Raw genomic sequence first — 23,367 nt, 5'->3', positions numbered from 1 at the left:
GCCGCACTCCGGGCGCGGACCCCGAAGGTCTGCACCGCACCGGGGGCGGCATCGACGACGGGGCCATCCCTCACCCTATGAGCATCCCCGCCGGGTGGCAGGCCGAGACGGTGTCGTGCAATCGGCCCGACACACAGGTGACCTCTGGCTACTATCTCCACGGCGGAGGGAAAGACCAATGTCAGCACAGGTCCATGTTGTGATTCGAGCGCTCGCCGGTGCCGTCATCGGCACGGTGCTCACGGTGGTGGCCGGTATGGTGCCGGCTCCGGCATCGGCAGCCCCGCAGGGCTATGCACCCGGCCCGGGATGCGCGTGGCAGCTGATGTCCAACAGCACCGACCTCAACGTCGCCTTTCCCGACGCCAATGCGACCTACTGGGTGCTGCCCTACGCCCTCGGTCCGGGGGATTCGATCCGTTTGTCGGGGACCTTCCCGGCCGCCCGGTATTTCTCACTCAATACCTACGGGACGGATCTCGACACCGTCGACACCCTGCGTGACGACGCCATCCGACCTGACCCGGGCAGCATCAACCCCTATGTCGCTCCCGTGGCCATGCCTGCGCCGGCCGAGCGGCGCTGGCATGCGACGGTCGTCTCCGGTGCCGCCGACCACTCGCGGAACGAGATCCGGGGGTTGCCCGCCGGACAACAGGCCCCCGTCGGATTCCTGCTCGTCCGGATCTACGTGCCCGACGACGCCGCCTCGCCGAACGGTGGTGTCACCTTGCCGACGGTCACCTTCTCCGTCGGCGGGCAGTCGATTCCGCTGCAGCCGTGCGCGCAGCCGTTCAACCCCCGGCGGTACCAGGGACCGATCGCCGCGGCTCTCACGCGTGTCTTCGACGACTTCATCGAGCGGGCCGCAGCGGCGTCGTTCCCCGACAACGCGGCCGAGGTCACCTTCACCAACCCGGCGACGACCGCGGGACTCTTCCCCAACGGCGACAACAAGTACGTCGGATCCCCTCTGACCTACCGTCCCGGCCGCGTGGCCGTCATCCGCGGCAAGGCGCCGACGTTCCCCGACAGCCGTGCCGGCCAGTCGCCGGCCACCCCCGGTCTCCAGGTGCGGTACTGGTCGATGTGCCAGAACGACAAGGTCACCCCCTACCCGGTGGTGGCGTGCGCGGCCGACTTCCAGACCCGACTCGACGCGGACGGTTACTACACTTACGTGATCGCGGCGCCCGCGGACCTGACGCCCCAACAGGTCGCGTCGTCGGATCTGACGGTGATTCCGTGGGGGACCACCTCCGTCGAGCGCAAGATCGTGTTCCTGCGCCACATGCTGCCGTCGCCGCAGTTCTATCCGCGATCGGTACAGGCATCTCAGGACTCGGGCGCACCGCCGGCGTCGACGATGGGTCCTTACTATCCGCGCGCGACCTATTGTTCGGCGGAGACGGTGCGATCGGCAGGGTGGCCGGCCTGCTACCGGTAGCTACTTCGGGGTGACCGTCACCGGTGGAGCGGGGGGCTGTTCGTACGTTGCACCCGGAACGCTTGTGGATGGACACGTAGGCGTGGCGTCGGGCGCATATACAATGTCCGTTCTACGACCAGGAAGTTGGCAAGTGGGCTTCGAGCACGGTGGGGGCCAGCGTGCGAGGAACCCTGGTTGCAGAACCATACGACGGTGTGGAGCCAAGATTGGAAGGTCAGCTCACCAACTATCCAGCCTGGGAGGTCTACGCAGACTCCGACTCTGGAGTTCCGACACAGGTCTACGGTCATATGCCGGACCCGACCGACCCGTGGGGTCCCCTGATGCACCTGCCGGGGCACCACGACGTGAAGGTGGGCGGTAATTGATCCGACGATGGTTCCGCCCGTACTCACTCAGGCTCGCGGTCGTTTGCTTGCCGTTGAGCTACCTGGTTTTCGTAGCGTTCTGGGGATGGACCTATGTTGTCGCGGCCGACACCGCGACGACGAGCGCCGCCGAGGGCCTGGTCGTCGTCTCTGCTTGGTACGGAATGTCCTGCTATGCCTGGGCGCCGCTGCTGTGGGTCCTCGTCTCGGTGGTAGGGGTCCTGATCCGGCAGTTGCGAGTACAGAGACGTCGAGCAGAGACCGCTACTTCGGCGTCACCCAGGTGGTGATGTCGCAGTGGACGACCTCGACGCCCTTGGTGTCGACGATGCTCACCGACACCGTGACGTCGGTCCCAGTGGTGATGGCGCCGAAGTCGACGGGGTCGGCGAGACGCGCTTCGGCGGTCAGCCGCGTGGTCGCCTTGGTCAGGTAGCTCGTCTGCATCGCCTTCGGGATCCATCGGTGTGTGGTCGGGGTGGTGGCCTCCATCAGCATGCCCATCGCAGCTTCGGCGAGGTTGCAGGCAGCGATCGCGTGGAAGGTGCCGATGTGGTTGTGCACGCCGAACCAGTTGGGTGCGGTGACCTTGCAGTACCCGGGCTCCATCTCCTGGACCAGGGGGAGGACGGTGCCGAAGTAGGGGACCTTCGCGACCATGCCGAGCGAGAAGAGCACGTTGCCGAGCGGGTTGGCGGGGAGTTTCTTGCGCAGGGCGAAGGTGGGGTTGAGTGCAGCCATGCGCGTATCTTACTCACCGGTCAGTTAGGTGCGCCCGCGCGCGCTCACGATGTCCGTTCCCGCTCAGCCTGCAGGCAGGGGTGAGCGGGAACGGATTCGGTGAGCGATCGCCAGGAGCAGGGGTGTGACCAAGCCGGATTTGAATCGGCACCGGCTCTGTTGCATACTTGTCGGGTTGCCTTGACCGGCGGACGCAGGTCGCACTCTGTGCCGACACCGCGGAAGCCGTCAGGTGAATGACTCCCAGGCCCGGTTTACGGGGACTGGGCGTGTAACGCGTGCTCCGAATCAGGTTCACGGACTCGACACGCCCGACCGCGGGTGCCGGAGCAAACCGGCTCGTACCAGCGACGAGCCAACGTACAACGACAGATGAACAGCGTCGATTGCCGTATCTCACACGGTGGTCATGTGCTCAGCCGGCGAGAGCCTGCCCCTGGTCACGCGGTGTTTGTCTGTCGAGAACAACTGACGGAAGAGGACACAGCGTGGCGGGACAGAAGATCCGCATCAGGCTCAAGGCCTACGACCACGAGGCGATCGACGCTTCGGCGCGCAAGATCGTGGAGACCGTGACCCGTACGGGTGCACGTGTCGTTGGCCCGGTGCCGTTGCCCACCGAGAAGAACGTGTACTGCGTCATCCGTTCGCCGCACAAGTACAAGGACAGCCGCGAACATTTCGAGATGCGTACACACAAGCGACTCATCGACATCCTCGACCCGACCCCGAAGACGGTCGACGCGCTCATGCGCATCGACCTGCCGGCAAGTGTCGACGTCAACATCCAGTAGGACGGGGGCGAGATAAATCATGAGCAACCAGAGTTCATCCAAGGGCATCCTGGGCACCAAGCTCGGCATGACCCAGGTTTTCGACGAGAACAACCGCGTCGTTCCGGTCACGGTCATCCAGGCCGGCCCGAACGTGATCACCCAGCTCCGTACGCAGGACCGTGACGGCTACACCGCCGTCCAGCTCGCCTACGGTGCCATCGATCCCCGCAAGGTGACCAAGCCGGTCGCCGGCCAGTACGAGAAGGCCGGGGTCACCCCGCGCCGCCACCTGGCCGAGATCCGCGTCAACGATGTCAGCGAGTTCGAGGTCGGTCAGGAACTGACCGCCGAGATCTTCGCCGACGGCGCGCTGGTCGACGTCACCGGCACCTCGAAGGGCAAGGGTTTCGCCGGCGTCATGAAGCGCCACGGCTTCGCCGGTCTGGGCGCCAGCCACGGCGCTCACCGCGTGCACCGCGCACCGGGCTCGATCGGTGGCTGTGCCACCCCGGGTCGCGTGTTCAAGGGCATGCGGATGGCCGGTCGTATGGGTAACGACAAGGTGACCACGCAGAACCTCACCGTCCACAAGGTGGACGCCGAGGCCGGCCTGCTGCTGATCAAGGGAGCGATCCCGGGTCGCAAGGGCGGCATCGTGATGGTCCGCGACGCAGTGAAGGGTGGTGCCCAGAAATGAGCAACACAGCGAGCACCGAGACCACGACCAAGTTGACGCTGGACGTCAAGACCGCCGACGGCAAGACCAACGGAACCGTTGACCTGCCGGCCGCGCTGTTCGACGCCCCCGCCAACATCGCGCTGATGCACCAGGTCGTCGTGGCCCAGCAGGCCGCGGCTCGCCAGGGCACGCACGCCACCAAGACCCGCGGCGAGGTCCGCGGCGGTGGCGCCAAGCCGTACCGCCAGAAGGGCACCGGCCGCGCACGCCAGGGCTCGACCCGTGCACCGCAGTTCACCGGTGGTGGCACCGTCCACGGCCCGCAGCCGCGTGACTACAGCCAGCGCACCCCCAAGAAGATGAAGGCCGCCGCTCTCCGCGGTGCGCTGAGCGATCGCGCTCGCAACGAGCGCATCCACGTGATCACCGAACTGGTTGCGGGGCAGGCCCCCTCGACCAAGTCGGCTCGCGAGTTCCTGGAGAGCCTCTCCGATCGTCGCAAGTTCCTGGTCGTGCTCGGCCGTGAGGACCTGACGGCGTGGAAGAGCGTGGCAAACCTGAACAACGTGCTGCCGATCGCGCCCGATCAGCTCAACACCTACGACGTCCTGGATTCGGACGAGGTGGTGTTCAGCGTCGAGACGCTCAACGCCTTCATCGAGCAGAACACGGCGGATGCCAAGGCTGCCGTCGAGAAGACAGCAGAGGAGGCCTGACATGACGACCGTTGCCGATCCGCGCGACATCATCCTGGCGCCCGTGATCTCCGAGAAGTCCTACGGACTCATGGAGGACAACGTGTACACCTTCCTGGTGCACCCGGAGTCCAACAAGACCGAGATCAAGATCGCGATCGAGAAGATCTTCGGTGTGAAGGTTGCCAGCGTCAACACGGCGAACCGACAGGGCAAGCGCAAGCGGACCCGCTTCGGCTACGGCCAGCGCAAGTCCACCAAGCGCGCCATCGTGTCGCTGACCGCAGACAGCAAGCCCATCGAGATCTTCGGAGGCTCGGTCAGCTGACCGGGGCTTCCAGAGAAGGACTAGAGACTCATGGCTATTCGTAAGTACAAGCCGACGACCCCGGGTCGTCGTGGGGCCAGCGGCTCCGACTTCGCCGAGGTCACCCGTGACCATCCGGAGAAGTCGCTGGTGCGTCCGCTTCACGGGCGCGGTGGCCGTAACGCTCACGGCCGCATCACCACTCGTCACAAGGGTGGCGGCCACAAGCGTGCCTACCGTCTGATCGACTTCCGTCGTAACGACAAGGACGGCATCAACGCCAAGGTCGCTCACATCGAGTACGACCCCAACCGCACCGCGCGAATCGCGCTGCTGCACTACGTCGACGGCGAGAAGCGCTACATCATCGCGCCGAAGAACCTGAAGCAGGGCGACATCGTCGAGAGCGGTCCGGCCGCCGACATCAAGCCCGGCAACAACCTGCCGCTGCGCAACATCCCGACCGGTACCCAGGTCCACGCCGTGGAGCTGCGCCCGGGCGGCGGCGCCAAGATGGCACGTAGCGCCGGCGCGTCGATCCAGCTGCTCGGTAAGGAAGGCGCCTACGCCACGCTGCGTATGCCTTCCGGCGAAATCCGCCGTGTCGACGTGCGCTGCCGCGCCACCGTCGGCGAGGTGGGCAACGCCGAGCAGAGCAACATCAACTGGGGCAAGGCCGGCCGTATGCGCTGGAAGGGCAAGCGCCCGACCGTCCGCGGTGTCGTCATGAACCCGGTTGACCACCCGCATGGTGGTGGTGAGGGCAAGACCTCCGGTGGTCGCCACCCGGTCTCGCCGTGGGGTAAGCCCGAGGGCCGCACCCGTAAGAACAAGGCCAGCGACAAGCTGATCGTCCGTCGCCGTCGCACCGGCAAGAACAAGCGATAACAGGAGGAGGTAAGAGAATGCCACGCAGCCTCAAGAAGGGCCCGTTCGTCGACGACCACCTCCTGAAGAAGGTGGACGTTCAGAACGAAAAGGGCACCAAGCAGGTCATCAAGACCTGGTCCCGTCGTTCGACCATCATCCCCGATTTCATCGGTCACACCTTTGCCGTCCATGACGGACGCAAGCACGTGCCGGTGTTCATCTCGGACTCGATGGTCGGGCACAAGCTGGGCGAGTTCGCCCCCACCCGCACCTTCAAGGGTCACATCAAGGATGACCGGAAAGCGAAGCGCCGCTGATGACTACGCAGACCGATAATCCGACCGCCAAGGCCACCGCACGCTTCGTGCGCGTCACGCCGATGAAGGCCCGCCGTGTGCTGGACCTCATCCGCGGCAAGAACGTGGACGAGGCCCTGGACATCCTGCGGTTCGCCCCGCAGTCGGCGTCCGAGCCCGTGTACAAGGTGCTGGCCAGCGCTGTCGCGAACGCCGAGAACAACCTGGATCTGGATCGCCGGACCCTGGTCGTCGCCACCGCGTTCGCCGACGAGGGCCCGACCCTCAAGCGCTTCCAGCCGCGTGCCCAGGGCCGCGCATTCCGTATCCGCAAGCGCACCAGCCACATCACCGTGGTCGTGGAGAGCCTGCCGGAGAAGGCAGCCGCCGGCCGTGGCCGTTCGCGTCAGCCGAAGAAGAAGGGAGCCTAGTAGTGGGCCAGAAAATCAACCCGCACGGCTTCCGTCTGGGCATCACCACCGACTGGAAGTCGCGGTGGTACGCCGACAAGCAGTACGCGGACTACGTCAAAGAGGATGTCGCCATCCGCAAGCTCCTCTCCACGGGGCTCGAGCGCGCCGGCATCGCGAAGGTGGAGATCGAGCGCACCCGTGACCGGGTTCGCGTCGACATCCACACCGCGCGTCCGGGCATCGTCATCGGTCGCCGTGGCGCCGAGGCCGATCGCATCCGCGGCGACCTGGAGAAGCTGACCGGTAAGCAGGTCCAGCTGAACATCCTCGAGGTCAAGAACGCAGAGTCCGAGGCCCAGCTGGTGGCCCAGGGCGTCGCCGAGCAGCTGAGCAACCGTGTGGCCTTCCGCCGCGCGATGCGCAAGGCGATCCAGTCGGCGATGCGTCAGCCGAACGTGAAGGGCATCCGGGTCCAGTGCTCGGGTCGTCTGGGCGGCGCTGAGATGAGCCGCAGTGAGTTCTACCGCGAGGGTCGCGTGCCGCTGCACACGCTGCGCGCCGACATCGACTACGGACTCTACGAAGCCAAGACCACCTTCGGCCGGATCGGCGTGAAGGTGTGGATCTACAAGGGCGACATCGTCGGTGGACGCCGCGAGCTGGCTGCGGCCGCTCCGGCAGCCGAGGATCGCCGTCCGCGCCGGCCCAGCCGGCCCCGGCGTAGCGGTGCCTCGGGCACCACTGCGACGAGCACCGACGCCGCACGCGCGGCCGAGGCCGCTCCCGCCGAGGCCACTGCTGGTGCGGCTGAGAAGCAGGAGGGCTAGGCCATGTTGATCCCACGTCGGGTCAAGCACCGCAAGCAGCATCACCCCAGCCTCAAGGGGCAGGCCAAGGGCGGCACCAAGGTGACGTTCGGCGATTACGGCATCCAGGCTCTGGAAGGCGCGTACATCACCAACCGTCAGATCGAGTCCGCTCGTATCGCGATCAACCGGCACATCAAGCGTGGCGGCAAGGTCTGGATCAACATCTTCCCGGACCGCCCGCTCACCAAGAAGCCGGCCGAAACCCGCATGGGTTCGGGTAAGGGTTCGCCCGAGTGGTGGGTCGCCCCGGTCAAGCCGGGTCGCGTGCTGTTCGAGATGACCTACCCGAACGAGGAGATTGCTCGCGAGGCCCTGCGCCGCGCACAGCACAAGCTCCCCATCAAGACCCGGATCGTGACCAGAGAGGAGCAGTTCTGATGTCCCTCGGAGTTGCTGCGAACGAGCTCCGCGAGCTCAACGACGCTGATCTGGTCGACCGCCTGAAAGAGTCGAAGGAAGAACTGTTCAACCTTCGGTTCCAGATGGCCACCGGCCAGCTCGACAACAACCGTCGCCTGCGGACCGTGCGTCGCGAGATCGCACGTATCTACACGGTCATGCGCGAGCGTGAGCTGGGCCTGGCGTCCGGACCGGAAGGTGACGACGCATGAGTGAGGACCAGAAGGTGAGCGAAACCCAGACCACCGAGCGCGCACGCCGCAAGGAGCGCATCGGCTACGTGGTCAGTGACAAGATGCAGAAGACCATCGTGGTCGAGCTGGAAGATCGTAAGAGCCACAAGCTCTACGGCAAGATCATCCGGACCACGAGCAAGGTCAAGGCACACGACGAGAACGGCGATGCCGGCGTCGGTGACCGCGTGCGGATCATGGAGACCCGCCCGCTGTCGGCGACCAAGCACTGGCGTCTGGTCGAGGTGCTGGAGAAGGCCAAGTAAGCCGACTCCCAGCGAGATCTACACCCGAACGGCCCGTTCCCCTTTCGAGGGGGACGGGCCGTTCGTCATCGAATCTGATCGACCCGGTGATCGAAGTCGTGAACCACATACGGCGCTTCGTCGTCCGCCTTCAGCCTGTGCCTCATGCCGATACGACGCATTCCTGCCGTCATCTCGCGGTACGCACGCAGCTTGTAGCGCGAGGCCGACGTCATGGTCGACACGGTCTTCTGGCGTAGATGATTCATGAAACCCCGCTCGGTGACGTAGATCTTGAAACCGGCGTCTCGCACCCGCGCACTGAGATCGCGATCCGCGCCCCACGCGTAATCCCCGAAGGTGCGCTCGTCCAGTCCGCCGACGGCGCGCCAGGCGTCCCGCGTGATCAGAAGCCCGGTGCCGTCGATGAACGTCATCTCGCGGTATCGGTGCCGGGGCACGTACTGTTCGGCCGGTCCGTCGTAGTCAGACAGCATCTTCGAGATGGCGTACTTGTCGTCGTAGACCGTCGCGACCATTCCCAGGTCGGCCGGCAGCGCCGGGTCGAGAAGGGCCGCGACATATCCCAGCGAGAGGCGGGTGTCGTTGTTCAACGTCATCGCGTTCGCATAACCCTCCGAGAAGGCCAGTCGGAAGCCGAGGTTGGACCCGCCGGCCCAGCCGAGGTTCTGGCCCGGCCGCTCGACGCGTTCGTCGCCCAGCGGGCGGTAATCGCCGCGGTTGTCGATGATCACGAAGTCCGCCTCCTCGCGCTGCAGGTCTCGGACCAGATCGTGGGTCATGTCCTGTTGTCCGTAGACGGGGACAGCGATCAGCAGTTGTCCACCCACTCGTTCTCCCTTTCTGGTTGATGCCGGTCTGTCACCGACCTCCGCCTTACCCGACCACTGACGAAGTCAACCGGGGTGCTTCGGCGACCTTGATTCGCGGATGGTCGACGAGTTCGTCTCAGCGGAGTATTGACCCCCATGCCACCCGGTGCGAGTGTTAGCGGAATGTCCGTGCCCGCCTCGTTCTCGACCCCGGCGGACCCGTCCCCGAATGCTGCAGCAGGAAGTGCGGCGGCCGTTCGTAACACGTCGGGCTCGGGGCGGGGGCCCGCTTGGGTGCGTCGGATCTTCGAATCCGACTCGGCCGAGCCGGATCTCGACCACGTCCGCCGGATCGGCGCGCGTTTCCTGGGGCTCGGGTTCATCGGCTATCCGGTGGTCTCGGTCGCCGCGATCGCCTCGTCGGGATCGGTGACGGCCTCGTGGTGGATTCCGTTGAGCATCGTGCTGTCCGTCGGTCCCGGCATCCTCCTCGTCGTCGGGAGTTTTCGACGGGGAACGTCGTGGCTGCGGCCGCTGGCACTCGGCACCTGGGCGGGTTACCTCCTGGCCATCGCCCTGTGGTTCCCGGCGTGGACGGGATCGACGTTGACCGATCCGGAAGACGTGGCGCAGTGGATGATCGCGTTCTGCGGCATGCCCAGCATGGTGTTGATGCTCGTCCACGCGCCCCTGGGTGTGATCAGTCTCGTCGTGTCGTGCGTGGCCGCGCACGTCTCGCAGCAATGGGGACGGTTCGGTGGCCTGACCTCTGATCTCCCCTTCGAGATCATGTGGTCCGTCGTATTCACCGCGGTCTTCCTCGCCGTGGTCCTGGTGGCCACCCGGACCGGACGGCACCTCGACGAGACACGCGAGGAGACCTACCGCACCGCCGCAAACGTCGCCGCGGCGTCGGCCCGCGAGGTCGAGAAGGCGCGGTTCGACGCCATCGTGCACGATCGCGTGATCGCCTCCCTGCTCGCGGTCGAGCCGGGGACGCCGGACCACCGTCTCGCCGCACAGGCCCGGTCCGCCCTCGACGAACTCGTGCGCGTGCCGAGCCCCGGCGATGCCGAGATCGTCTCGCGGGCGGAGACACTCCGGCGGATCCGGTCGGCGGCCACGGACCTGTCCGAACGATTCGAGGTCCAGGTCCTCGGCGCATCGACCGCCTCCGACAACTCCAGGGACGTCGAGTCGGACCGCGTCGGCTATCCGGTCGACGTCGTGGAGGCAGTGGTCGAGGCGATGTCGGAAGCACTGCGCAACGTGCTCCGCCACGCCGGACCGGACGCCGACTGCGCGGTGATCGTGCAACTGACCGCCGACGCACTGAGCATGGCGGTCGTCGACAACGGCACCGGTTTCGACCCGGACTCCGTAGGGCCGGGGCGGGTGGGGATCGCGGTCAGCATCCACGGCCGGATGTCGCGACTGCGCGGCGGCCACACCGTGCTGAGAAGTCGCCCGGGCCGCGGCACCACCGTGCAGATCGGCTGGGAGCGTCCGTGATCGGGAACTGCGAGCACGGACGGGACGTGGAGCGGGGCGCGGTCGACAACGCGTTCGGGATCGGTTCCTTGCCTCTGCGGCTGACGATGTCGGCGTTCGGCTGCGGATACCTCGTCGTCACGGTGTACGCGAACGCCGATGGCACCGGAGTGTGGCAGTGGATCGGGCTCATCGCGGGCTTTCTGTTCTTCGCCGCCGGCGCGGTACTCATCGTCGAGGCGCCGGGGGACCCGTTGCCCGTGCCGACCACGCTGGTGAGCGCCGTCCTCGCCGTCGCCGGTGTGAGCGCCTCGCTGTTCTCGTTGCCGTTCCCACTGACGCACGTGATGCAGACCGGACCCCCGATGGGGGCCTCGGTCATCGTCCTCGCGTTCGTCGCGGTGCGCGGCCGTCCGTTGGCGGCGTGGCTCGCCAGCATCGCCATCTCGGTGGTCGCGGCAGGCTGGGCGCATGTCGCGATCGGCGACGCGATGTGGGGTCTGGCCGTGACCCTGCCCGGCTACGCCATCATGATCATGGGGTCGTTGTTCTCGCTCATGCTGCGGCCGATGGCCAGGCAGCTGTACGCGCTGCGTGAAGCCAACGAACGGCGGGCGGCGCTCGACGCGGCGGCGGCCGCGGCGGCCGACGTGCGGGACCGGCGACTCGCGGCACTCGACGAACGGGCCCGCCCGATCCTCACCCGGATCGCGGAGAGGCGCGAGTTCAGTGCCGAGGAGGTCGCCGCCGCCCGCCTCATCGAAGCCCAGCTCAGAGACAGCATCCGGGCGTCCGATCTCGATGTGCCGGAAGTGCGGGTCGCGGCCTGGCGCGCCCGCCGGCGCGGGGTCAAGGTGGTGCTTCTCGATGACGGCGGTCTGTCCGTCCTCGCCGACGATGACGCGGCCCGCGCACGAGACCGTCTCGGAACCGCGGTTGCCGAGCTGCTCGAGGACGCCGAGAGCGGTCGCGTGACCGTCCGCATCCATCCTCCGGGACGTGAGACCCTGGCATCGGTGGGCATCGACACCGACGATCAGGTCGAGCTGGTCGAGTTCACGACCACCGGCTCGGCGCATCAGTCGATCTCCGGGGAGCGGGGATTGGTCCGATGATCACCAGGGCCGCGACCGGCAGACCGGCCCGGGCGGTGAGCGCCACACGCGTCGTCGATCGCATTCGCCGAGGCCTCGGTCGAGGCATCCGAGAGGATGCGTCCGATCTCGATCGGCAGAAAAGGATCGGCTGTAGGTTCGTCGGTTCCGGGCTGCTCGCGTTCTGCGCCGTGATGTTCCCGGTCGCGATCGCCCGCGCGGATCTCGCGGCCGCGTGGTGGACGCCGGTGAGCCTGGTGCTGGTCGTCGTGCCGGCGATGATGTTGGTGGCATCCACCTTTCTGACCGTGCCACGAGCGCTGTTGACGCTCGTCTGTGCCTGCGCCCTGGGATATCTCGCCGCGACGCTGCTGTGGTACCCGGCCTGGCTCGGCGCCCCCGACGAGTCGGCTCGGTGGGCGATCTGGTTGCTGCAGTTCCCCTCGGTCCCGAGCTTCGGGCTGGTCGTCATGCTCCGCACCGGCCTGGCACTGACGAATCTCGTCGTCGCCACCGCTGCCGTGCACACGGCCAATCAGATCGCGCGCTACGGGGAGCTCCGTCCGGTCGAGCTGTTGAGCGTGCCGCTGTCGGCGGCGCTCGCCGGGGTGTTCCTTGCGGTTGCGCTGGCCGCGGTGCGAAACGTGCGGGCGCTGGATGAGAGGCATCCGGCCGTCCTGGCGATGACGGCCACGGCCGCCGCCAACGCGGCGCAGGAGGCGGAACGTTCCCGGTTTGCCGCGCTGATCCACGACCACGTCATCGCGACACTGCTGGCGGTACGCGCGGGGCCGCCCGATCCGCGACTGGCTGCGCAAGCGGCCTCGGCCCTCGACGAACTGGACCGCAGCACCGAATCGCCTTCGGAATTCACGGCGGCGGCGTTCGCCGCGCGGATCGATCAGGCCGTCGCCGCCTTGGGCGAACGGGGATCATGCACGCACGCGATCTCCTCGCCCTCGGCTACCTACCCGGAACAGGTGGTGGACGACGTCGCCGACTGTGTGGCCGAGGCGACGCGGAATTGCGTTCGTCATGCCGGCCCGAGTTCGCAGTGCCACGTCAGGGCTGAGTTCGGCGAGGGGGCCGTGCGGGTGAGCGTGTCCGACGACGGAGTCGGATTCGATCCCGAATCGATCGATTCCCACCGATTCGGTATCGCGGTCGGTATTCGCGCGCGGATGGCCGGACTGCCAGGAGGTAGAGCGAAGATCGAGAGCGCGCCCGGACGCGGCACAGTCGTCACGGTCGAGTGGAGGCGGCCATGACCTCGGATAGGCGCGAGGACGACCCGATCGATCTCGACGAGACGACCGTCAACCTCTTCGGACTGGGTTCTCCGCTGCTCATCAGGGCACTGGTCATCTTCGCGGGCATCTACGTGATCGTGGTGATCGGCGCGGGATGGCAGATCCGATCGGTCGCCACCTGGGCCGCGTTGACGGCCGGATTCGTCCTGTTCGTGGCTGCGGCGGCGATGCTCATGCACTACGGGCGGTCGACGCTCCCACGGCGCACCGCCGCGCTGGTGACGACGTTGACCGTCGCAGGTCTGACGACGTCGTTCTGGAGTCTGCCACTGGACACCTACCTCACCCTGCAGACCACGCCGGTCACCTCGGCGATGACCATCATCCTGGCAATGGTGGTGCTCTACCGGCGGCCATGTTTCGCGTGGGTCGGGGCGCTCTGCGCCACGGGACTGTCCGCGGTGGGTGGCGAGCTGACCGGGATCGGTTACGCCGTCGGTGCCGGCAACACCGTCTTCTGCTACCCGGTTCTCGTGCTCGCGACACTGTTCGGCCTGATGGCGATCCCGATGCCCGATCGTCTCCGCAGCCTGCGGGAACAGGCGTTCGCGCAGGCTGCGGAGGAGGCCGCGACGGCGGCGGCGGCGTCCGAACGGAGAAGCCAACTGCAACGACTCGATGCCGGAGCCCGTCCGATCCTGGAGCAGATCGCGGACGGACATGCGTTCGGTCTCGACGAGGCGCTCGACGTCCGGCTGATCGAGGCACAGCTTCGCGACATCATCCGCGCACCTGGATGGGACTCACCGGAGGTGAGCACGTCGGTGTGGGCCATCCGTCGTCGAGGTGTCTCGGTGCGGTTGCTCGACGACGGAGCTCTCGACGAGTACGACACCGACGACAAACACTCGCGCGGGAACCTCGCGCGTCGGATCCTCGTCGAGGAGTTGACCTCGCTCGACGCGACGACGGCAGATCAGGGCAGCGTGACCGCCCGGATTCTCCCGGCCGGGCGCGAGGTGCTGGCCTCGATCGTGGTCGACGTCGGTCCGCACCTGCGCCGGGTGGAGGTACACCCCGACGGCAGTGTCACCACCGACCTCCCACCGGACGGTGGCGTGCCCGGGGCTCCGACGGGCGCGGGCCCGGACACCACCGTGGCGGAGACGGCCGATCAGGACTGCTGACGCCGAAGCCAGCCGAGGACGTCGCGGCTGACCGGCCGGGCGGCGTCGGCGTATTCCGGGTGCTTTTCCAGGAACGCTGCCACCAGAGGGCACACCCCGACGATGACCAGCCCCCGTGCGCGGGCGTCGTCGAGTGCCTCCCGGACCAGGATCGTCGCGAGTCCGCGGCCGCCGAACTCGTCGGCGACCTCGGTGTGGAAGAAGACCCGTTCGGTGTCGGCGCCGTCGACGCGGTCCCGATACTCGGCGAAGCCGGCGACGACGCCGTCCGCTGTCCCGTCGACGGTGATCTCGTAGCGCTGGGCGGAGGCGCTGTCGCGGACCGAGGTCGCGGCGCCGGTCTTGTCGGTGGTCGGCTCATGGGAGGTCACAGTGTCACCTTGCCACGATCGGACCCTGGACGGACCACGGGAAGTTGATCCACTTGTCGGTCGTGCGCCAGCTGTAGTCGGGGACCATGATGGTGTGCGGCTTCTTGTAGAGCACCGCGTTTCGTACTTCGGCGACGCGGCCCTGTTCCTCGCAGAAGTCGTTGACCAACTTGAGAGTCTTGCCCGTGTCGGCGACGTCGTCGACGACGAGAACCCGCTGGTCGATCAGACCGCTCGACTCGAGAAGTGACGGCAGCATGACCGGTTCCGACAGGGTCTCGCCGATACCGGTGTAGAACTCGACGTTCAGCGAGATCATCAGCTTGCAGTCCAGGGCGTAGGCGATCGCGCCGGCTGGGATCAGGCCGCCGCGGGCGATGCCCAGGATGATGTCGGGCACGAATCCGTCGTCAGCGACCTGTTGGGCGAGTTCCCGGCAGGCGACGCCGTTGAGTTCCCAGGTGAGGATCTCGCGGTCGGTGTCAGAAGTGGTCATGGGGACACTCTGCCAACATCAGAGCGCGAGCGCCCCGCGAGACCCCGGATGTCGGCATCGCTTCGTCGCCGTTCAGCGCACGAAGAACTGCAGGAGATAACTCCGGCGGATCGCCGACTTGATGGCCTGCTCGAGTTCGGGGGCGTCGTAGCCGTGTTCGTCCATCTCGACGAGCGACTTGCGAAGGAGACCACGTCGGCTGGGATTGATGTACATCCGCCGAACGGTGTCCGGGTCGATGGGATTCGGCAGGGTCGCGCATCGACCGCCCGCCAGGTCGATGTGGAGCCGGGTCCGGAAACACTTGAAACACCGCTCGCAGTTGAGACCGCCCCCCTTGTTCTCCCAGCACACACGCAAGTGGTTCATCGCCACCGGGGATTCGACGATCCGGAAGGTCTTCTGCTTGCGGTTGTGGTCGAGTTCGCGGTGTTCGAGCGTGACGCTCGACGTCGACCAACAGGGGTCGAGGTCCGGATGTGAACCCCATGGTTCCAGGGTCTCGTAGGTGTCCGAGGACGGGACGATGACCGTACCGACGTGCGACGACAGCGCGGCGGCGACGTGGGCGAGCGCCGGACCGTGATAGACGTGGTCCCACGGCACCCGCATCGGGTCCGCGAAGTCCGATCGCAGCGTCGTGCGGATCTCGATCAGTGGCTTGCCGAGCTCGGCGGCGGCCTTGCGGGCGGAGTCCAAGGCGAGCCTGCCCAGTTCCTCGTCGTCGGGTCTGATGTCGTACCCGTGGACAAAGACCAGGTGAGTGATGCGGTCGTGCTGGGTCACCGCGGAGTAGAAGCTGTCGACACCTCCGCTGAAGAAGCAACCGATGCCGGACGCGGGGGTGGTCTCCGGGAGTCGTTGGGCTTCGACCTCGACCTCGACCGGACGGTAGTGGCGGGGATACCAGCCGGACAGGATCTGTTGAGCCCGACGGGCATTGTCCAAGGCCACCGAATCGGTCGCCCCGCGGAGACGGAGGGTCGTGCCGAGTTTCATCGCCACGGGGAGCGTTGCCGACAGCCACGGTGTGGCGGAACCGTCGAGCGCGTGATTCGACTCGGTCTCGACGGTGAAAGACCGTCCTCCGGGGCCGGCGATCCGTGCGCCGATATGGTGTGAGCCCTTGGTGAACGGCTCGACAGAGATGGTCACGCGGCCGAGTATGTCAGTGGCGCTCGCCCACCGATGTCCTACCGGCGGGTGATTCTGGGACGAATCCGCGACCGACCGGAGAACGAACGTCGAAGCCGCTTCAGCGCGGGAAGTACTGCAGGAGATAGCTTCGCCGGATTGCGGACCTCATCGCCTTCTCGAGCTCCGGCTCGTCGAAGCCGCGCTCGTCCAGTTCGACGAGGGCCTCGCGGAAGCGTCGCCGTCGAGCGGGTTCGATGTACATCCGCCGTACCATCGTCGGATCGATCGGACTCGACAGCGTCGCGCACTCGCCCCCGGCGAGCATGATTCCGAGGCGGGTACGGAAACACTTGAAGCACCGTTCGCAGTTGTAGCGTCCATCCCGGTTCTCCCAGCAGACGCGGAGATGGTTCATCGCCGTCGGTGAATCGACGATCCGGGCGATCTTGTCGAAGCGGCCCGCGTCGAGTTCACCGTGCTCGATGGTGACGGCCGAAGTCGACCAGGTGGGGTCGAGATCGGGATGGGAGCCCCACGGTCTGAGTTCATGCAGGGGATAGGACGATGGCACGATGACCGTTCCCAGATGAGGGGACAATGCAGTCGCGACGTGGGCGAGGGCAGCGCCATGGTAGACGTGCCCCCAGGGCACGCGGTACGCGTCCGAGAAAGCGGACCGAAGGGTGGTGCGGACCTCGATCAACGGCTTGCCGAGCTCGGACGCGGCTGCGCGCGCACCTTCGAGTGCACGGGTTCCCAAAGTCTCGTCGTCGGGTCGGATGTCGTACCCGTGGACGAAGATCAGGTGGGTGATGCGGTCGTGTTGAGTGATCGCGGAGTAGAAACTGTCGACGCCACCGCTGAAGAAACAACCGACACCGGGTGCACGACCAGTCGTCGACGATGCATTCCGGGATCCGAAAGTCGTCCGATGATAGTGGCGCGGATACCACTCGGCCAAGATGTTCTGAGCGCCGTTCGAGTTCTCGGCTGCGACCTCGTCAATGGTGCCGTCGAATTCGATCGGCACATTCACCTTCATGGCGACCGGCAATGCGGCGGACAACCAGGGGGTGGCGGAATCGTCGAGCGAATAGTTCGATTCGGTGTCGACGACGAAAGACTTCCCCTGCGCGGCGGTGATCCGCGCGCCGATGTGCTGCGGGCCACGGGAGAACGGCGCGACATTCATCGTCGCGGTCCTGCGATCCATTATCTCGAGAGCATTCACGCAGCGAGACGCTCTTCGTCCGCGGGCCGCCGGCGTGCGGTGCTGTCGAGCGGGAGCAGGTAGCGATGCGGCCGCCAGGTCCGTGACTGGTGGTCCCAGGGGCGGAAGAGCAACCAGAAGTAGGCATAGGTGGCGAGCCGGATCGGCAGATCAACGGACATCGAGACGATCATTCGGCGGTTGCGGTGTGCGCGTGCGGTTCGTAGTCCGCCGAGGCCGTAGCCGATATTCCGCCAGGGCGCGTATTGCAGTCTGCGACAGGATGATTCCGCGAGTAGACGGGGATCGAAGTAGACGCGGAATCCGTGTTTGCCGAGGGTCAGGCCGATGTCGAGGTCCTCCCAGACCGGCTCGTTGTCGTGGAGGTCGTCGCGAATCCGGCGCCATACGTCCCGCCGGATGAAGTACGCGGGCCCGTGGACGGAACCGATGGGCCCTCCGTCCTTCAGCTTGCGATAGCTCTTCTCGGCCAGACGCTTCTGGCGCTCCATCATGGGCGCATCGTGCATGAGAAACGGCCCGGTGAGTGCTGCGAAGTCGGTGTCGTGCCCCTGGCCGGATGTGAAGAACCGTATGCCGTTCTCTGCCCAGTCGGACGGCACCCTCGTGTCAGCGTCCACCTTTGCGAGGACTTTGCTTGTCCCGCAGTCGAGGCCGCGGCGGCGGGCGTGATGGATGCCGCGGGCCGCTTCCCTGACCAGCCGAACGGAATGGAATCTGGCTGAATAGGCACGGGCGATCTCGGCCGTTCGGTCCGTCGAGCCGTTGTCGACGACAATGATCTCGTCGATCGGCTTCGTCTGCTCCAGCAGTCTGTCGAGACATTCCGCGAGGTTGGCTTCCTCGTTGTATGCAGGAATCGCGACGCTCAGGGTGGACATGGGGCTCCTTCGAGCTTTCGTTGACCAAGAGGATGGCTTCCGGCGACAACGTCACTCTTCTTACCCCATCTCCGATCGTTTCACACATCGAGTCGCAAACTGTATTGTTTGCGTAGATTTTGGGATCGGCGACGGGTTATCGCATGTGTTTGATGTCGTTTAGGGGTGCGAATGAATTGCCCCGAGGTGTCGCGAATTGAGGGACAAACAATTCATGATCTCAAGGTGTGAATTGGATCAAGTGCTGTGTGCCAATTCACGGCCGAGTGTGATCGCGGCGTCGAAGTCATCTGTCAAATGCACGGTGCCGGCTTCTCTGAAGTAATCACGGTATGCGGCTGAAACCTTGCGGTTCGCGTTGTCGACCAGAACGACTGGCTTTCCCAGGAGCAGTCCGAAAATGGCCCCGTGGAGGCGGTCGGTCACCACCACCCGTCCGCGCGAGAGGGTCCGTACCGCCTGATCCACGATGATCTCTGACTGCCGATCGAACGTTCGGCGGCTGAAGTCCGCGATACGGGGGCGAAAGCGAGCCCGCGTACTCAGAAGGACGATCAGGAAGGAACGGGGCCACCATCGCAGGTCACCGCCGAACCACTCCAACCGCCAGTCCGTGACGAAAGCGTCACCTACGAGGTCGGGAGACAGGTCTTCGGGGTCTTCAAGTGACTCGGTATCGACCCTCTTCATGATCACCAGGTCGTGGTCGGGTTCCGTCGCCGGTTGCAGGCGTCCCGCGCCGAATGCGGCATCGGGGCAGAACACGACACGATTCTGCGGGAAGAGTTCGGCGACGCGATCCAGATCGTGGCGGTGCCTGATCAGGATCGTCAGATCGGGGTGGCGGGCGTAGATCTCGCGTGTGCGAGCCAGAAAATCCTGGTCGGAGAACTCGAAGGTCTGCGGCATCTGGACGATCTTGCGATCCGGATTCTCGGCGATGACCCGCTCGCGGAATTCCTGATACACGCGATATCTGTCGCCGAAGCTCCCTCCGCCCTGAAGCAGAATCGGCCCATTCGGGACCTTTTCGTCCATGACGGCCTGGTCGTAGGTGTTGTAGGCGCAAAGGTATTGCACGTCACACCCGAGTTGGGAGAGGTAGGCGAGTTGTCCTCGGTAAATCAACACGTCGCCGGCATTGGCATGATTCGGGAAATCGAGCAGGGCGACACCCGAGCCGGGGCCGATCACCTTTTGCAGGACTTCTCGCGTACGTTGCTGTATATGGTCGATCGCAGATGCGTCCATCCCCACCAACATAGACGGCCGATGTCTTCCGCGTCGCAGTGCGGGGGCGGAGATATCCCGGGGAGGGCACGCCGGGGTGGGCAGGCGAAATCCCCCGAGCGGTACGCCGAGACGTTGCGCGCCAACCGTGCTCGGAGTGATCCACCGCGTCTTCGGGAAACGTGTGTTTCCCCAGGTCAGATGCGTTGGAGTGCGTTCTGGCTAACTTCTCGCGGCCGCCGACCGATGAAGATCGGTGTCATTGAACAGCAGTACGCGGTCTCTCGCCGAAGGGTCTGCGAACGCTAGTCTGGTGACAGAGTTCGCCGTGATGTCCGTGCAAAGATAGGAAGCCATGCCCGAGGCCACAGAGCGCGTCGCCGCACAAGAGCCACGGCATCGCCGACGTGACGCCGGATCCGAGGCCGGAGTCGACCCGTTCGAGATGCCGGACCCTGTCGAGGAGAAATTGCGGCGCTGGCGTGCGGAACGGGAAGAGCCGAGTGCTGACCACAACGGCCACTCGCCGACGCCGGATGATCCGGCTGACGCCGCGGAGCCCGTGCCGTCCGAGACGGAGTCGCCTTCGCCGTATGCGGAGCCCGGTTGGAACGGAGATGCTCCCCGGTTCGAGGACGCCCCCTACGATCGGCAGGCTCGGCAGTCTTCCGCGATCACGATTCCGGAATGGCAGACGTCGGAGAGAGGTCCCGTGGCCGCAGATTTCGAGGGACCGGCAGCTCCCGATAGCTCGGTGAGTGACTCAGCAGTCACCGAGAGCATGGCGGTGGTCGCCGGGGCAGACCGGGCCGCCGAGTCCGACGCCCCGGGTCGGACCGCGCCGTTCGCCGCGGGCGGCGCCGCCCCAGCGATCGAGGTCAGGAGCCTCCACAAGCGTTTCAAGGACACCGTCGCGGTGGAGGACGTCAGCTTCACCGTCCAGCCGGGGAGCATCGTCGCCATCCTCGGGCCCAACGGTGCCGGCAAGACGACGACCGTCAACATGCTGTGCACCCTTCTCAAACCAGACGGCGGATCTGCGACGGTGCACGGGCACGACGTCGTGTCCGAGGCGCCGGCGGTGCGCAAGTCGATCATGTTGACCGGTCAGTTCGCCGCTCTCGACGAGTCGCTGACGGGCCGCGAGAACCTCATCCTGTTCGGTCGTCTGCTCGGCCTGTCCAAGTCGGCCGCGCGAGCCCGCGCCGATGAGTTGCTCGACACCTTCTCGCTCCTCGACGCGGGCGCCAAGAAGGTCGGCAAATACTCCGGCGGCATGCGCCGCCGCATCGACATCGCCTGTGGACTCGTCACCGCGCCCAAGGTGGTGTTCCTCGACGAACCCACCACCGGCCTCGATCCGCGCAGTCGACAGGAGGTGTGGTCGCTTGTCGAGAAGTTGCGCTCATCGGGCGTCACGATCCTGCTGACGACGCAGTATCTGGAGGAGGCGGACACACTCGCCGACAACATCGTCGTCATCGACAAGGGCCGGGTGGTGGCCGAGGGCACGTCCGACGAGCTCAAGGACTCGATCGGTGCAGCGTATTGCGAGGTCACCCCACAGCTCACCGCAGACCTGCCCCGCCTGCGTGAGGTGCTCGCCGACCTGATCCCGGCGGGCGCGGTATCCGACGAGTACGACCACATGGTCGCGGTGCCCGCCCCGCGCGGGCCGGAGACGCTGGTCGACGTGATCCAGCGGACCGCTGCGGCGGGCATCCCGTTGTCGGACATCGCTTTGCGACGTCCGTCACTCGACGAGGTGTTCCTCGCTCTCACCGATCCCCGGCGGGATCGGAGACCGACGACGTGAGCGCAGGCGTGACGACGGAGCAGCGCTCCGGAGATCCGATGCGGCCGTCCGACTCGGTCGAGGCGCCGCGGTTGGCGGGTCAGCTCGAAGCGCAGAGCCGGCCGGTGCAGCAGTGGTGGGCGCTGACCGGTCGCGGGGTGTCCAAGGTCTTCCGCAACGGTGAGGTGATCTTCGCGTTCATCTCCCCGATGTTCCTGGCGGTGTGCTTCTACCTGCCCCTCAAGAGCATCATGGACGCGACGCCGGGCATGAACTACGGCCAGTTCCTCATGCCGATCATCATCTTGCAGTCGGTGAGCTTCGCCGCGTCGTCGGCCGCCATGCGTTCCGCGTTCGACGGTGCGCAGGGCATCAACACCCGGTTCCGTGTCCTGCCGATGCCGGCTGCGGTGCCGATGCTCGCCCGTACTGCCACGAATGCGATGCTGCTGGCGATCTCCCTGGTCTGCGGGGCGGTGGCCTGCCTGCTCATCGGCTGGCGGCCGGAAGGAGGTGTGACGGGGACGCTCGCGCTGGTCGGGCTCGTCGCCCTCGTTGGCCTGATGTTCGCACTGCTCGCCGACGGGATCGGGCTCGTCGCGGGATCGCCGGAGGCGACGAGCCAGGCGATGGCGTTGCCCACGCTGATCCTGGGAATGCTGTCGACCGGGTTCGTCCCGATCACCCAGTTTCCCGAGTGGATCCAGCCCTTCGCCCGGAACCAACCGATCTCGCAGCTGACCACTGCCATGCGCGCCTTCGACAGTGGGACGGCCACCTGGGAGCTCGTGCGTCCCTCGCTGTGGTGGTGTGCCGCACTCGCAGCGGCGGCGGTTGTGCTGCTCATCCTCGGCAACCGAAAGCTCCGATCATGACGACAGCACCCGAAGCCGAGCTCGAGCACGGGACAGCTGCGCACCCGTATGTGCAGGCTCCAACGACCTCGCCCGTGCCGGAGTCGTCGATACGCGGCTGGTGGGAGCACAGCAAGCCCCTGACCGGACGCCAGGTGATGGTCTACGTCCGCGACTACCCGACGCTCCTCCAGTCGCTGATCTTCCCGGCGCTGAGCATGGTGATGTTCAAGGTGGTCCTCGGCGACGCCATCGGATCGGCGACCGGCCAGAACAGTGCCTACCGGACGGTTCCGCTCGTGGTCCTGGTCGCGGCCATGTTCGGGTCGATTGCCTCCGCGACACGCCTCAACCGGGAACGATCGACCGGCCTGCTCGCCCGGTTGTACGTCCTGCCGATCAACCGGGCCGCCGATCTGACCTCACGGGTGGCGTCGGAGATGATCCGTATCCTGGGGACGACGATCGCCCTGCTGCTGGCCGGACACCTCATCGGGTTCCGTTTTACGCAGGGCGTTGGACCGGCGATCGGCCTGGTCCTGGTGGCGATGGCCTACGGCGCGGCGTTCGCCTGCATGACCCTGGCTCTGGCGGTCAACGCCGGTCCTGGTGCTCCTCTGGTGCCGTACCTCGGGCTCTTCTCGAGTCTCCTGATGTTCTTCAACTCGGGATTCTCCCCGGTCGAGGCGTATCCCACCTGGTTGCAGCCGATCGTGGCCAATCAGCCGATGACCCCGGCGATCGACGCCATGCGTAGCCTCGCGGCCGGTGGTCCGCTCACCGAGAGCCTCGTCAAGGTCGCGATCTGGACGGTGCTGATCATCTCACTGTCGATCTATCCGGCACTACGCGGTTACCGCAAGGCGGCGCGCGACAGGTGAAAGGGGCGTAACCGGAATCCGACGTATTAACTATGATCCGATCGGGGATTTGTGATCATGAATAAAAGCTCGCTGTGAGTGCCCTCGAAGGGAATCGGGTAGACAACACATCGGGTACGTCGTCGAACCGACGTTTCGGCGTAACGAGACGTCTAGCTGCCACGATTAAATACGACGGCCGTGTCGTTGCTCCCGCACGTGGCATGCTCCTCAATGTGAAATAGGATGAAGTACTTGCCCGAACCAACTGGATTGCACATCTGAAGGATCACCAACGCGCGTGTCGTGAGGTTCT

27 protein-coding genes are annotated in these 23,367 nt (G+C 66.0%); 19 read left to right on the top strand and 8 right to left on the bottom strand.

Going from position 1 to position 23,367, the window contains the following annotated elements; genetic code table 11:
• Window positions 1-178: 178 nt before the first annotated feature.
• Entirely contained in the window at window positions 179-1,447 is a 1,269-nt protein-coding gene (locus tag BPODLACK_RS06505; RefSeq protein WP_159404921.1) for a hypothetical protein, read from the top strand.
• Window positions 1,448-2,082: 635 nt separating this feature from the next.
• On the opposite strand, the gene BPODLACK_RS06500 is transcribed toward BPODLACK_RS06505, so the two are convergent.
• Window positions 2,083-2,559 carry a hotdog fold domain-containing protein gene (locus BPODLACK_RS06500; RefSeq protein WP_024497680.1) on the bottom strand — a complete coding sequence of 159 codons (477 nt, stop codon included), beginning with the start codon at window positions 2,557-2,559 and terminating at the stop codon, window positions 2,083-2,085.
• Between the two features lie 488 nt (window positions 2,560-3,047).
• Between BPODLACK_RS06500 and rpsJ the strand changes: the two genes are divergently transcribed.
• From rpsJ to rpsQ, 11 genes are read left to right on the top strand one after another with little or no spacing between them, the layout of a single operon-like run.
• Window positions 3,048-3,353, top strand: a complete 306-nt coding sequence (gene rpsJ, locus BPODLACK_RS06495) for a 30S ribosomal protein S10 (RefSeq protein WP_003938093.1) — start codon at window positions 3,048-3,050, stop codon at window positions 3,351-3,353.
• A 19-nt stretch (window positions 3,354-3,372) separates the two neighbouring features.
• Window positions 3,373-4,032 carry a 50S ribosomal protein L3 gene (gene rplC / locus BPODLACK_RS06490; protein WP_096274550.1) on the top strand — a complete coding sequence of 220 codons (660 nt, stop codon included), beginning with the start codon at window positions 3,373-3,375 and terminating at the stop codon, window positions 4,030-4,032.
• The gene (gene rplD, locus BPODLACK_RS06485) at window positions 4,029-4,730 is read left to right on the top strand and encodes a 50S ribosomal protein L4 (RefSeq protein WP_096274548.1); all 702 of its coding nucleotides are present in this window, start codon (window positions 4,029-4,031) and stop codon (window positions 4,728-4,730) included. The genes rplC and rplD overlap by 4 nt, the downstream gene beginning before the upstream one ends.
• Window position 4,731: 1 nt before the next feature.
• Window positions 4,732-5,037 carry a 50S ribosomal protein L23 gene (gene rplW, locus BPODLACK_RS06480; RefSeq protein WP_006434679.1) on the top strand — a complete coding sequence of 102 codons (306 nt, stop codon included), beginning with the start codon at window positions 4,732-4,734 and terminating at the stop codon, window positions 5,035-5,037.
• Window positions 5,038-5,067: 30 nt separating this feature from the next.
• On the top strand, window positions 5,068-5,904 hold the full coding sequence (gene rplB / locus BPODLACK_RS06475) for a 50S ribosomal protein L2 (protein WP_005194639.1): 837 nt from the start codon (window positions 5,068-5,070) through the stop codon (window positions 5,902-5,904).
• A gap of 17 nt (window positions 5,905-5,921) precedes the next feature.
• Window positions 5,922-6,203 (top strand): 30S ribosomal protein S19, encoded by a 282-nt coding sequence (gene rpsS, locus BPODLACK_RS06470; protein ID WP_004020551.1) that lies wholly within the window; start codon window positions 5,922-5,924, stop codon window positions 6,201-6,203.
• Complete coding sequence (gene rplV / locus BPODLACK_RS06465; RefSeq protein WP_006434678.1) at window positions 6,203-6,613, top strand: 50S ribosomal protein L22; 411 nt, start codon at window positions 6,203-6,205, stop codon at window positions 6,611-6,613. The genes rpsS and rplV overlap by 1 nt, the downstream gene beginning before the upstream one ends.
• 2 nt (window positions 6,614-6,615) lie before the next feature.
• Window positions 6,616-7,422 carry a 30S ribosomal protein S3 gene (gene rpsC, locus BPODLACK_RS06460; protein ID WP_004020549.1) on the top strand — a complete coding sequence of 269 codons (807 nt, stop codon included), beginning with the start codon at window positions 6,616-6,618 and terminating at the stop codon, window positions 7,420-7,422.
• A gap of 3 nt (window positions 7,423-7,425) precedes the next feature.
• Entirely contained in the window at window positions 7,426-7,842 is a 417-nt protein-coding gene (rplP, locus tag BPODLACK_RS06455; RefSeq protein ID WP_004020548.1) for a 50S ribosomal protein L16, read from the top strand.
• Window positions 7,842-8,075, top strand: coding sequence for a 50S ribosomal protein L29 (gene rpmC / locus BPODLACK_RS06450; protein WP_006434677.1), 234 nt, complete (start codon window positions 7,842-7,844; stop codon window positions 8,073-8,075). The genes rplP and rpmC overlap by 1 nt, the downstream gene beginning before the upstream one ends.
• Window positions 8,072-8,362: a 30S ribosomal protein S17 gene (gene rpsQ / locus BPODLACK_RS06445; RefSeq protein ID WP_024497682.1), complete on the top strand. Its 291-nt coding sequence runs from the start codon at window positions 8,072-8,074 to the stop codon at window positions 8,360-8,362. Before rpmC ends, rpsQ begins: the two co-directional genes overlap by 4 nt.
• A 65-nt stretch (window positions 8,363-8,427) precedes the next feature.
• On the opposite strand, the gene BPODLACK_RS06440 is transcribed toward rpsQ, so the two are convergent.
• A complete protein-coding gene (locus BPODLACK_RS06440) occupies window positions 8,428-9,192 on the bottom strand; it encodes a glycosyltransferase family 2 protein (RefSeq protein WP_024497683.1) in 765 nt (254 codons plus the stop codon).
• A gap of 165 nt (window positions 9,193-9,357) precedes the next feature.
• On the opposite strand from BPODLACK_RS06440, the gene BPODLACK_RS06435 reads away from it, so the two are divergent.
• The 4 genes from BPODLACK_RS06435 to BPODLACK_RS06420 are packed head-to-tail and all read left to right on the top strand — an operon-like array spanning window position 9,358 to window position 14,196.
• Window positions 9,358-10,686 (top strand): sensor histidine kinase, encoded by a 1,329-nt coding sequence (locus tag BPODLACK_RS06435; RefSeq protein WP_035760247.1) that lies wholly within the window; start codon window positions 9,358-9,360, stop codon window positions 10,684-10,686.
• Window positions 10,683-11,780 (top strand): hypothetical protein, encoded by a 1,098-nt coding sequence (locus BPODLACK_RS06430; protein WP_024497685.1) that lies wholly within the window; start codon window positions 10,683-10,685, stop codon window positions 11,778-11,780. The genes BPODLACK_RS06435 and BPODLACK_RS06430 overlap by 4 nt, the downstream gene beginning before the upstream one ends.
• Window positions 11,777-13,027: a sensor histidine kinase gene (locus tag BPODLACK_RS06425; protein WP_024497686.1), complete on the top strand. Its 1,251-nt coding sequence runs from the start codon at window positions 11,777-11,779 to the stop codon at window positions 13,025-13,027. The genes BPODLACK_RS06430 and BPODLACK_RS06425 overlap by 4 nt, the downstream gene beginning before the upstream one ends.
• Window positions 13,024-14,196 carry a hypothetical protein gene (locus BPODLACK_RS06420; protein ID WP_024497687.1) on the top strand — a complete coding sequence of 391 codons (1,173 nt, stop codon included), beginning with the start codon at window positions 13,024-13,026 and terminating at the stop codon, window positions 14,194-14,196. Before BPODLACK_RS06425 ends, BPODLACK_RS06420 begins: the two co-directional genes overlap by 4 nt.
• On the opposite strand, the gene BPODLACK_RS06415 is transcribed toward BPODLACK_RS06420, so the two are convergent.
• The 6 genes from BPODLACK_RS06415 to BPODLACK_RS06390 all read right to left on the bottom strand — a co-directional run bounded on the left by BPODLACK_RS06415 (window position 14,184) and on the right by BPODLACK_RS06390 (window position 19,563).
• Window positions 14,184-14,567: a GNAT family N-acetyltransferase gene (locus BPODLACK_RS06415; protein WP_024497688.1), complete on the bottom strand. Its 384-nt coding sequence runs from the start codon at window positions 14,565-14,567 to the stop codon at window positions 14,184-14,186. The genes BPODLACK_RS06420 and BPODLACK_RS06415 overlap by 13 nt on opposite strands.
• Before the next feature lie 4 nt (window positions 14,568-14,571).
• Window positions 14,572-15,063 carry a phosphoribosyltransferase gene (locus BPODLACK_RS06410; RefSeq protein ID WP_024497689.1) on the bottom strand — a complete coding sequence of 164 codons (492 nt, stop codon included), beginning with the start codon at window positions 15,061-15,063 and terminating at the stop codon, window positions 14,572-14,574.
• 72 nt (window positions 15,064-15,135) lie between these two features.
• Entirely contained in the window at window positions 15,136-16,218 is a 1,083-nt protein-coding gene (locus BPODLACK_RS06405; protein ID WP_024497690.1) for a hypothetical protein, read from the bottom strand.
• Between the two features lie 100 nt (window positions 16,219-16,318).
• The gene (locus BPODLACK_RS06400; RefSeq protein WP_024497691.1) at window positions 16,319-17,413 is read right to left on the bottom strand and encodes a hypothetical protein; all 1,095 of its coding nucleotides are present in this window, start codon (window positions 17,411-17,413) and stop codon (window positions 16,319-16,321) included.
• A gap of 14 nt (window positions 17,414-17,427) precedes the next feature.
• Window positions 17,428-18,312, bottom strand: coding sequence for a glycosyltransferase family 2 protein (locus BPODLACK_RS06395; RefSeq protein ID WP_024497692.1), 885 nt, complete (start codon window positions 18,310-18,312; stop codon window positions 17,428-17,430).
• A 237-nt stretch (window positions 18,313-18,549) separates the two neighbouring features.
• Window positions 18,550-19,563, bottom strand: coding sequence for a polysaccharide pyruvyl transferase family protein (locus BPODLACK_RS06390; protein WP_024497693.1), 1,014 nt, complete (start codon window positions 19,561-19,563; stop codon window positions 18,550-18,552).
• 334 nt (window positions 19,564-19,897) lie between these two features.
• Between BPODLACK_RS06390 and BPODLACK_RS06385 the strand changes: the two genes are divergently transcribed.
• Genes BPODLACK_RS06385 through BPODLACK_RS06375 form a run of 3 tightly spaced genes read left to right on the top strand, consistent with a single transcriptional unit; the run spans window position 19,898 to window position 23,072 of the window.
• Window positions 19,898-21,358 (top strand): ATP-binding cassette domain-containing protein, encoded by a 1,461-nt coding sequence (locus BPODLACK_RS06385; RefSeq protein ID WP_024497694.1) that lies wholly within the window; start codon window positions 19,898-19,900, stop codon window positions 21,356-21,358.
• Window positions 21,359-21,396: 38 nt separating this feature from the next.
• Entirely contained in the window at window positions 21,397-22,212 is an 816-nt protein-coding gene (locus BPODLACK_RS06380; protein ID WP_024497695.1) for an ABC transporter permease, read from the top strand.
• Complete coding sequence (locus BPODLACK_RS06375) at window positions 22,209-23,072, top strand: ABC transporter permease (protein WP_024499488.1); 864 nt, start codon at window positions 22,209-22,211, stop codon at window positions 23,070-23,072. The genes BPODLACK_RS06380 and BPODLACK_RS06375 overlap by 4 nt, the downstream gene beginning before the upstream one ends.
• Window positions 23,073-23,367 lie beyond the last annotated feature (295 nt).

This window comes from Gordonia sp. YY1 (assembly GCF_009872315.1).
In the GTDB taxonomy this organism is placed as follows: Bacteria; Actinomycetota; Actinomycetes; order Mycobacteriales; family Mycobacteriaceae; genus Gordonia; species Gordonia amicalis.
Note: the sequence above shows the minus strand (reverse complement) of the source record. Positions and strands in the feature narration are given on the sequence as shown.

Excerpts from the sequence above, each read along its gene's own strand:
- BPODLACK_RS06435 (WP_035760247.1), top strand. The coding sequence starts at position 9,358 with ATGTCCGTGCCCGCCTCGTTCTCGACCCCGGCGGACCCGTCCCCGAAT.
- rpsQ (WP_024497682.1), top strand. The coding sequence starts at position 8,072 with ATGAGTGAGGACCAGAAGGTGAGCGAAACCCAGACCACCGAGCGCGCA.
- BPODLACK_RS06500 (WP_024497680.1), bottom strand. The coding sequence starts at position 2,559 with ATGGCTGCACTCAACCCCACCTTCGCCCTGCGCAAGAAACTCCCCGCC.
- BPODLACK_RS06390 (WP_024497693.1), bottom strand. The coding sequence starts at position 19,563 with ATGGACGCATCTGCGATCGACCATATACAGCAACGTACGCGAGAAGTC.
- rplW (WP_006434679.1), top strand. The coding sequence starts at position 4,732 with ATGACGACCGTTGCCGATCCGCGCGACATCATCCTGGCGCCCGTGATC.
- rplC (WP_096274550.1), top strand. The coding sequence starts at position 3,373 with ATGAGCAACCAGAGTTCATCCAAGGGCATCCTGGGCACCAAGCTCGGC.
- BPODLACK_RS06420 (WP_024497687.1), top strand. The coding sequence starts at position 13,024 with ATGACCTCGGATAGGCGCGAGGACGACCCGATCGATCTCGACGAGACG.
- BPODLACK_RS06425 (WP_024497686.1), top strand. The coding sequence starts at position 11,777 with ATGATCACCAGGGCCGCGACCGGCAGACCGGCCCGGGCGGTGAGCGCC.
- BPODLACK_RS06505 (WP_159404921.1), top strand. The coding sequence starts at position 179 with ATGTCAGCACAGGTCCATGTTGTGATTCGAGCGCTCGCCGGTGCCGTC.
- BPODLACK_RS06410 (WP_024497689.1), bottom strand. The coding sequence starts at position 15,063 with ATGACCACTTCTGACACCGACCGCGAGATCCTCACCTGGGAACTCAAC.
- BPODLACK_RS06385 (WP_024497694.1), top strand. The coding sequence starts at position 19,898 with ATGCCCGAGGCCACAGAGCGCGTCGCCGCACAAGAGCCACGGCATCGC.
- BPODLACK_RS06380 (WP_024497695.1), top strand. The coding sequence starts at position 21,397 with ATGCGGCCGTCCGACTCGGTCGAGGCGCCGCGGTTGGCGGGTCAGCTC.
- rplB (WP_005194639.1), top strand. The coding sequence starts at position 5,068 with ATGGCTATTCGTAAGTACAAGCCGACGACCCCGGGTCGTCGTGGGGCC.
- BPODLACK_RS06375 (WP_024499488.1), top strand. The coding sequence starts at position 22,209 with ATGACGACAGCACCCGAAGCCGAGCTCGAGCACGGGACAGCTGCGCAC.
- BPODLACK_RS06395 (WP_024497692.1), bottom strand. The coding sequence starts at position 18,312 with ATGTCCACCCTGAGCGTCGCGATTCCTGCATACAACGAGGAAGCCAAC.
- rplV (WP_006434678.1), top strand. The coding sequence starts at position 6,203 with ATGACTACGCAGACCGATAATCCGACCGCCAAGGCCACCGCACGCTTC.
- rpsS (WP_004020551.1), top strand. The coding sequence starts at position 5,922 with ATGCCACGCAGCCTCAAGAAGGGCCCGTTCGTCGACGACCACCTCCTG.
- rpmC (WP_006434677.1), top strand. The coding sequence starts at position 7,842 with ATGTCCCTCGGAGTTGCTGCGAACGAGCTCCGCGAGCTCAACGACGCT.
- BPODLACK_RS06400 (WP_024497691.1), bottom strand. The coding sequence starts at position 17,413 with ATGGATCGCAGGACCGCGACGATGAATGTCGCGCCGTTCTCCCGTGGC.
- rplD (WP_096274548.1), top strand. The coding sequence starts at position 4,029 with ATGAGCAACACAGCGAGCACCGAGACCACGACCAAGTTGACGCTGGAC.
- rplP (WP_004020548.1), top strand. The coding sequence starts at position 7,426 with ATGTTGATCCCACGTCGGGTCAAGCACCGCAAGCAGCATCACCCCAGC.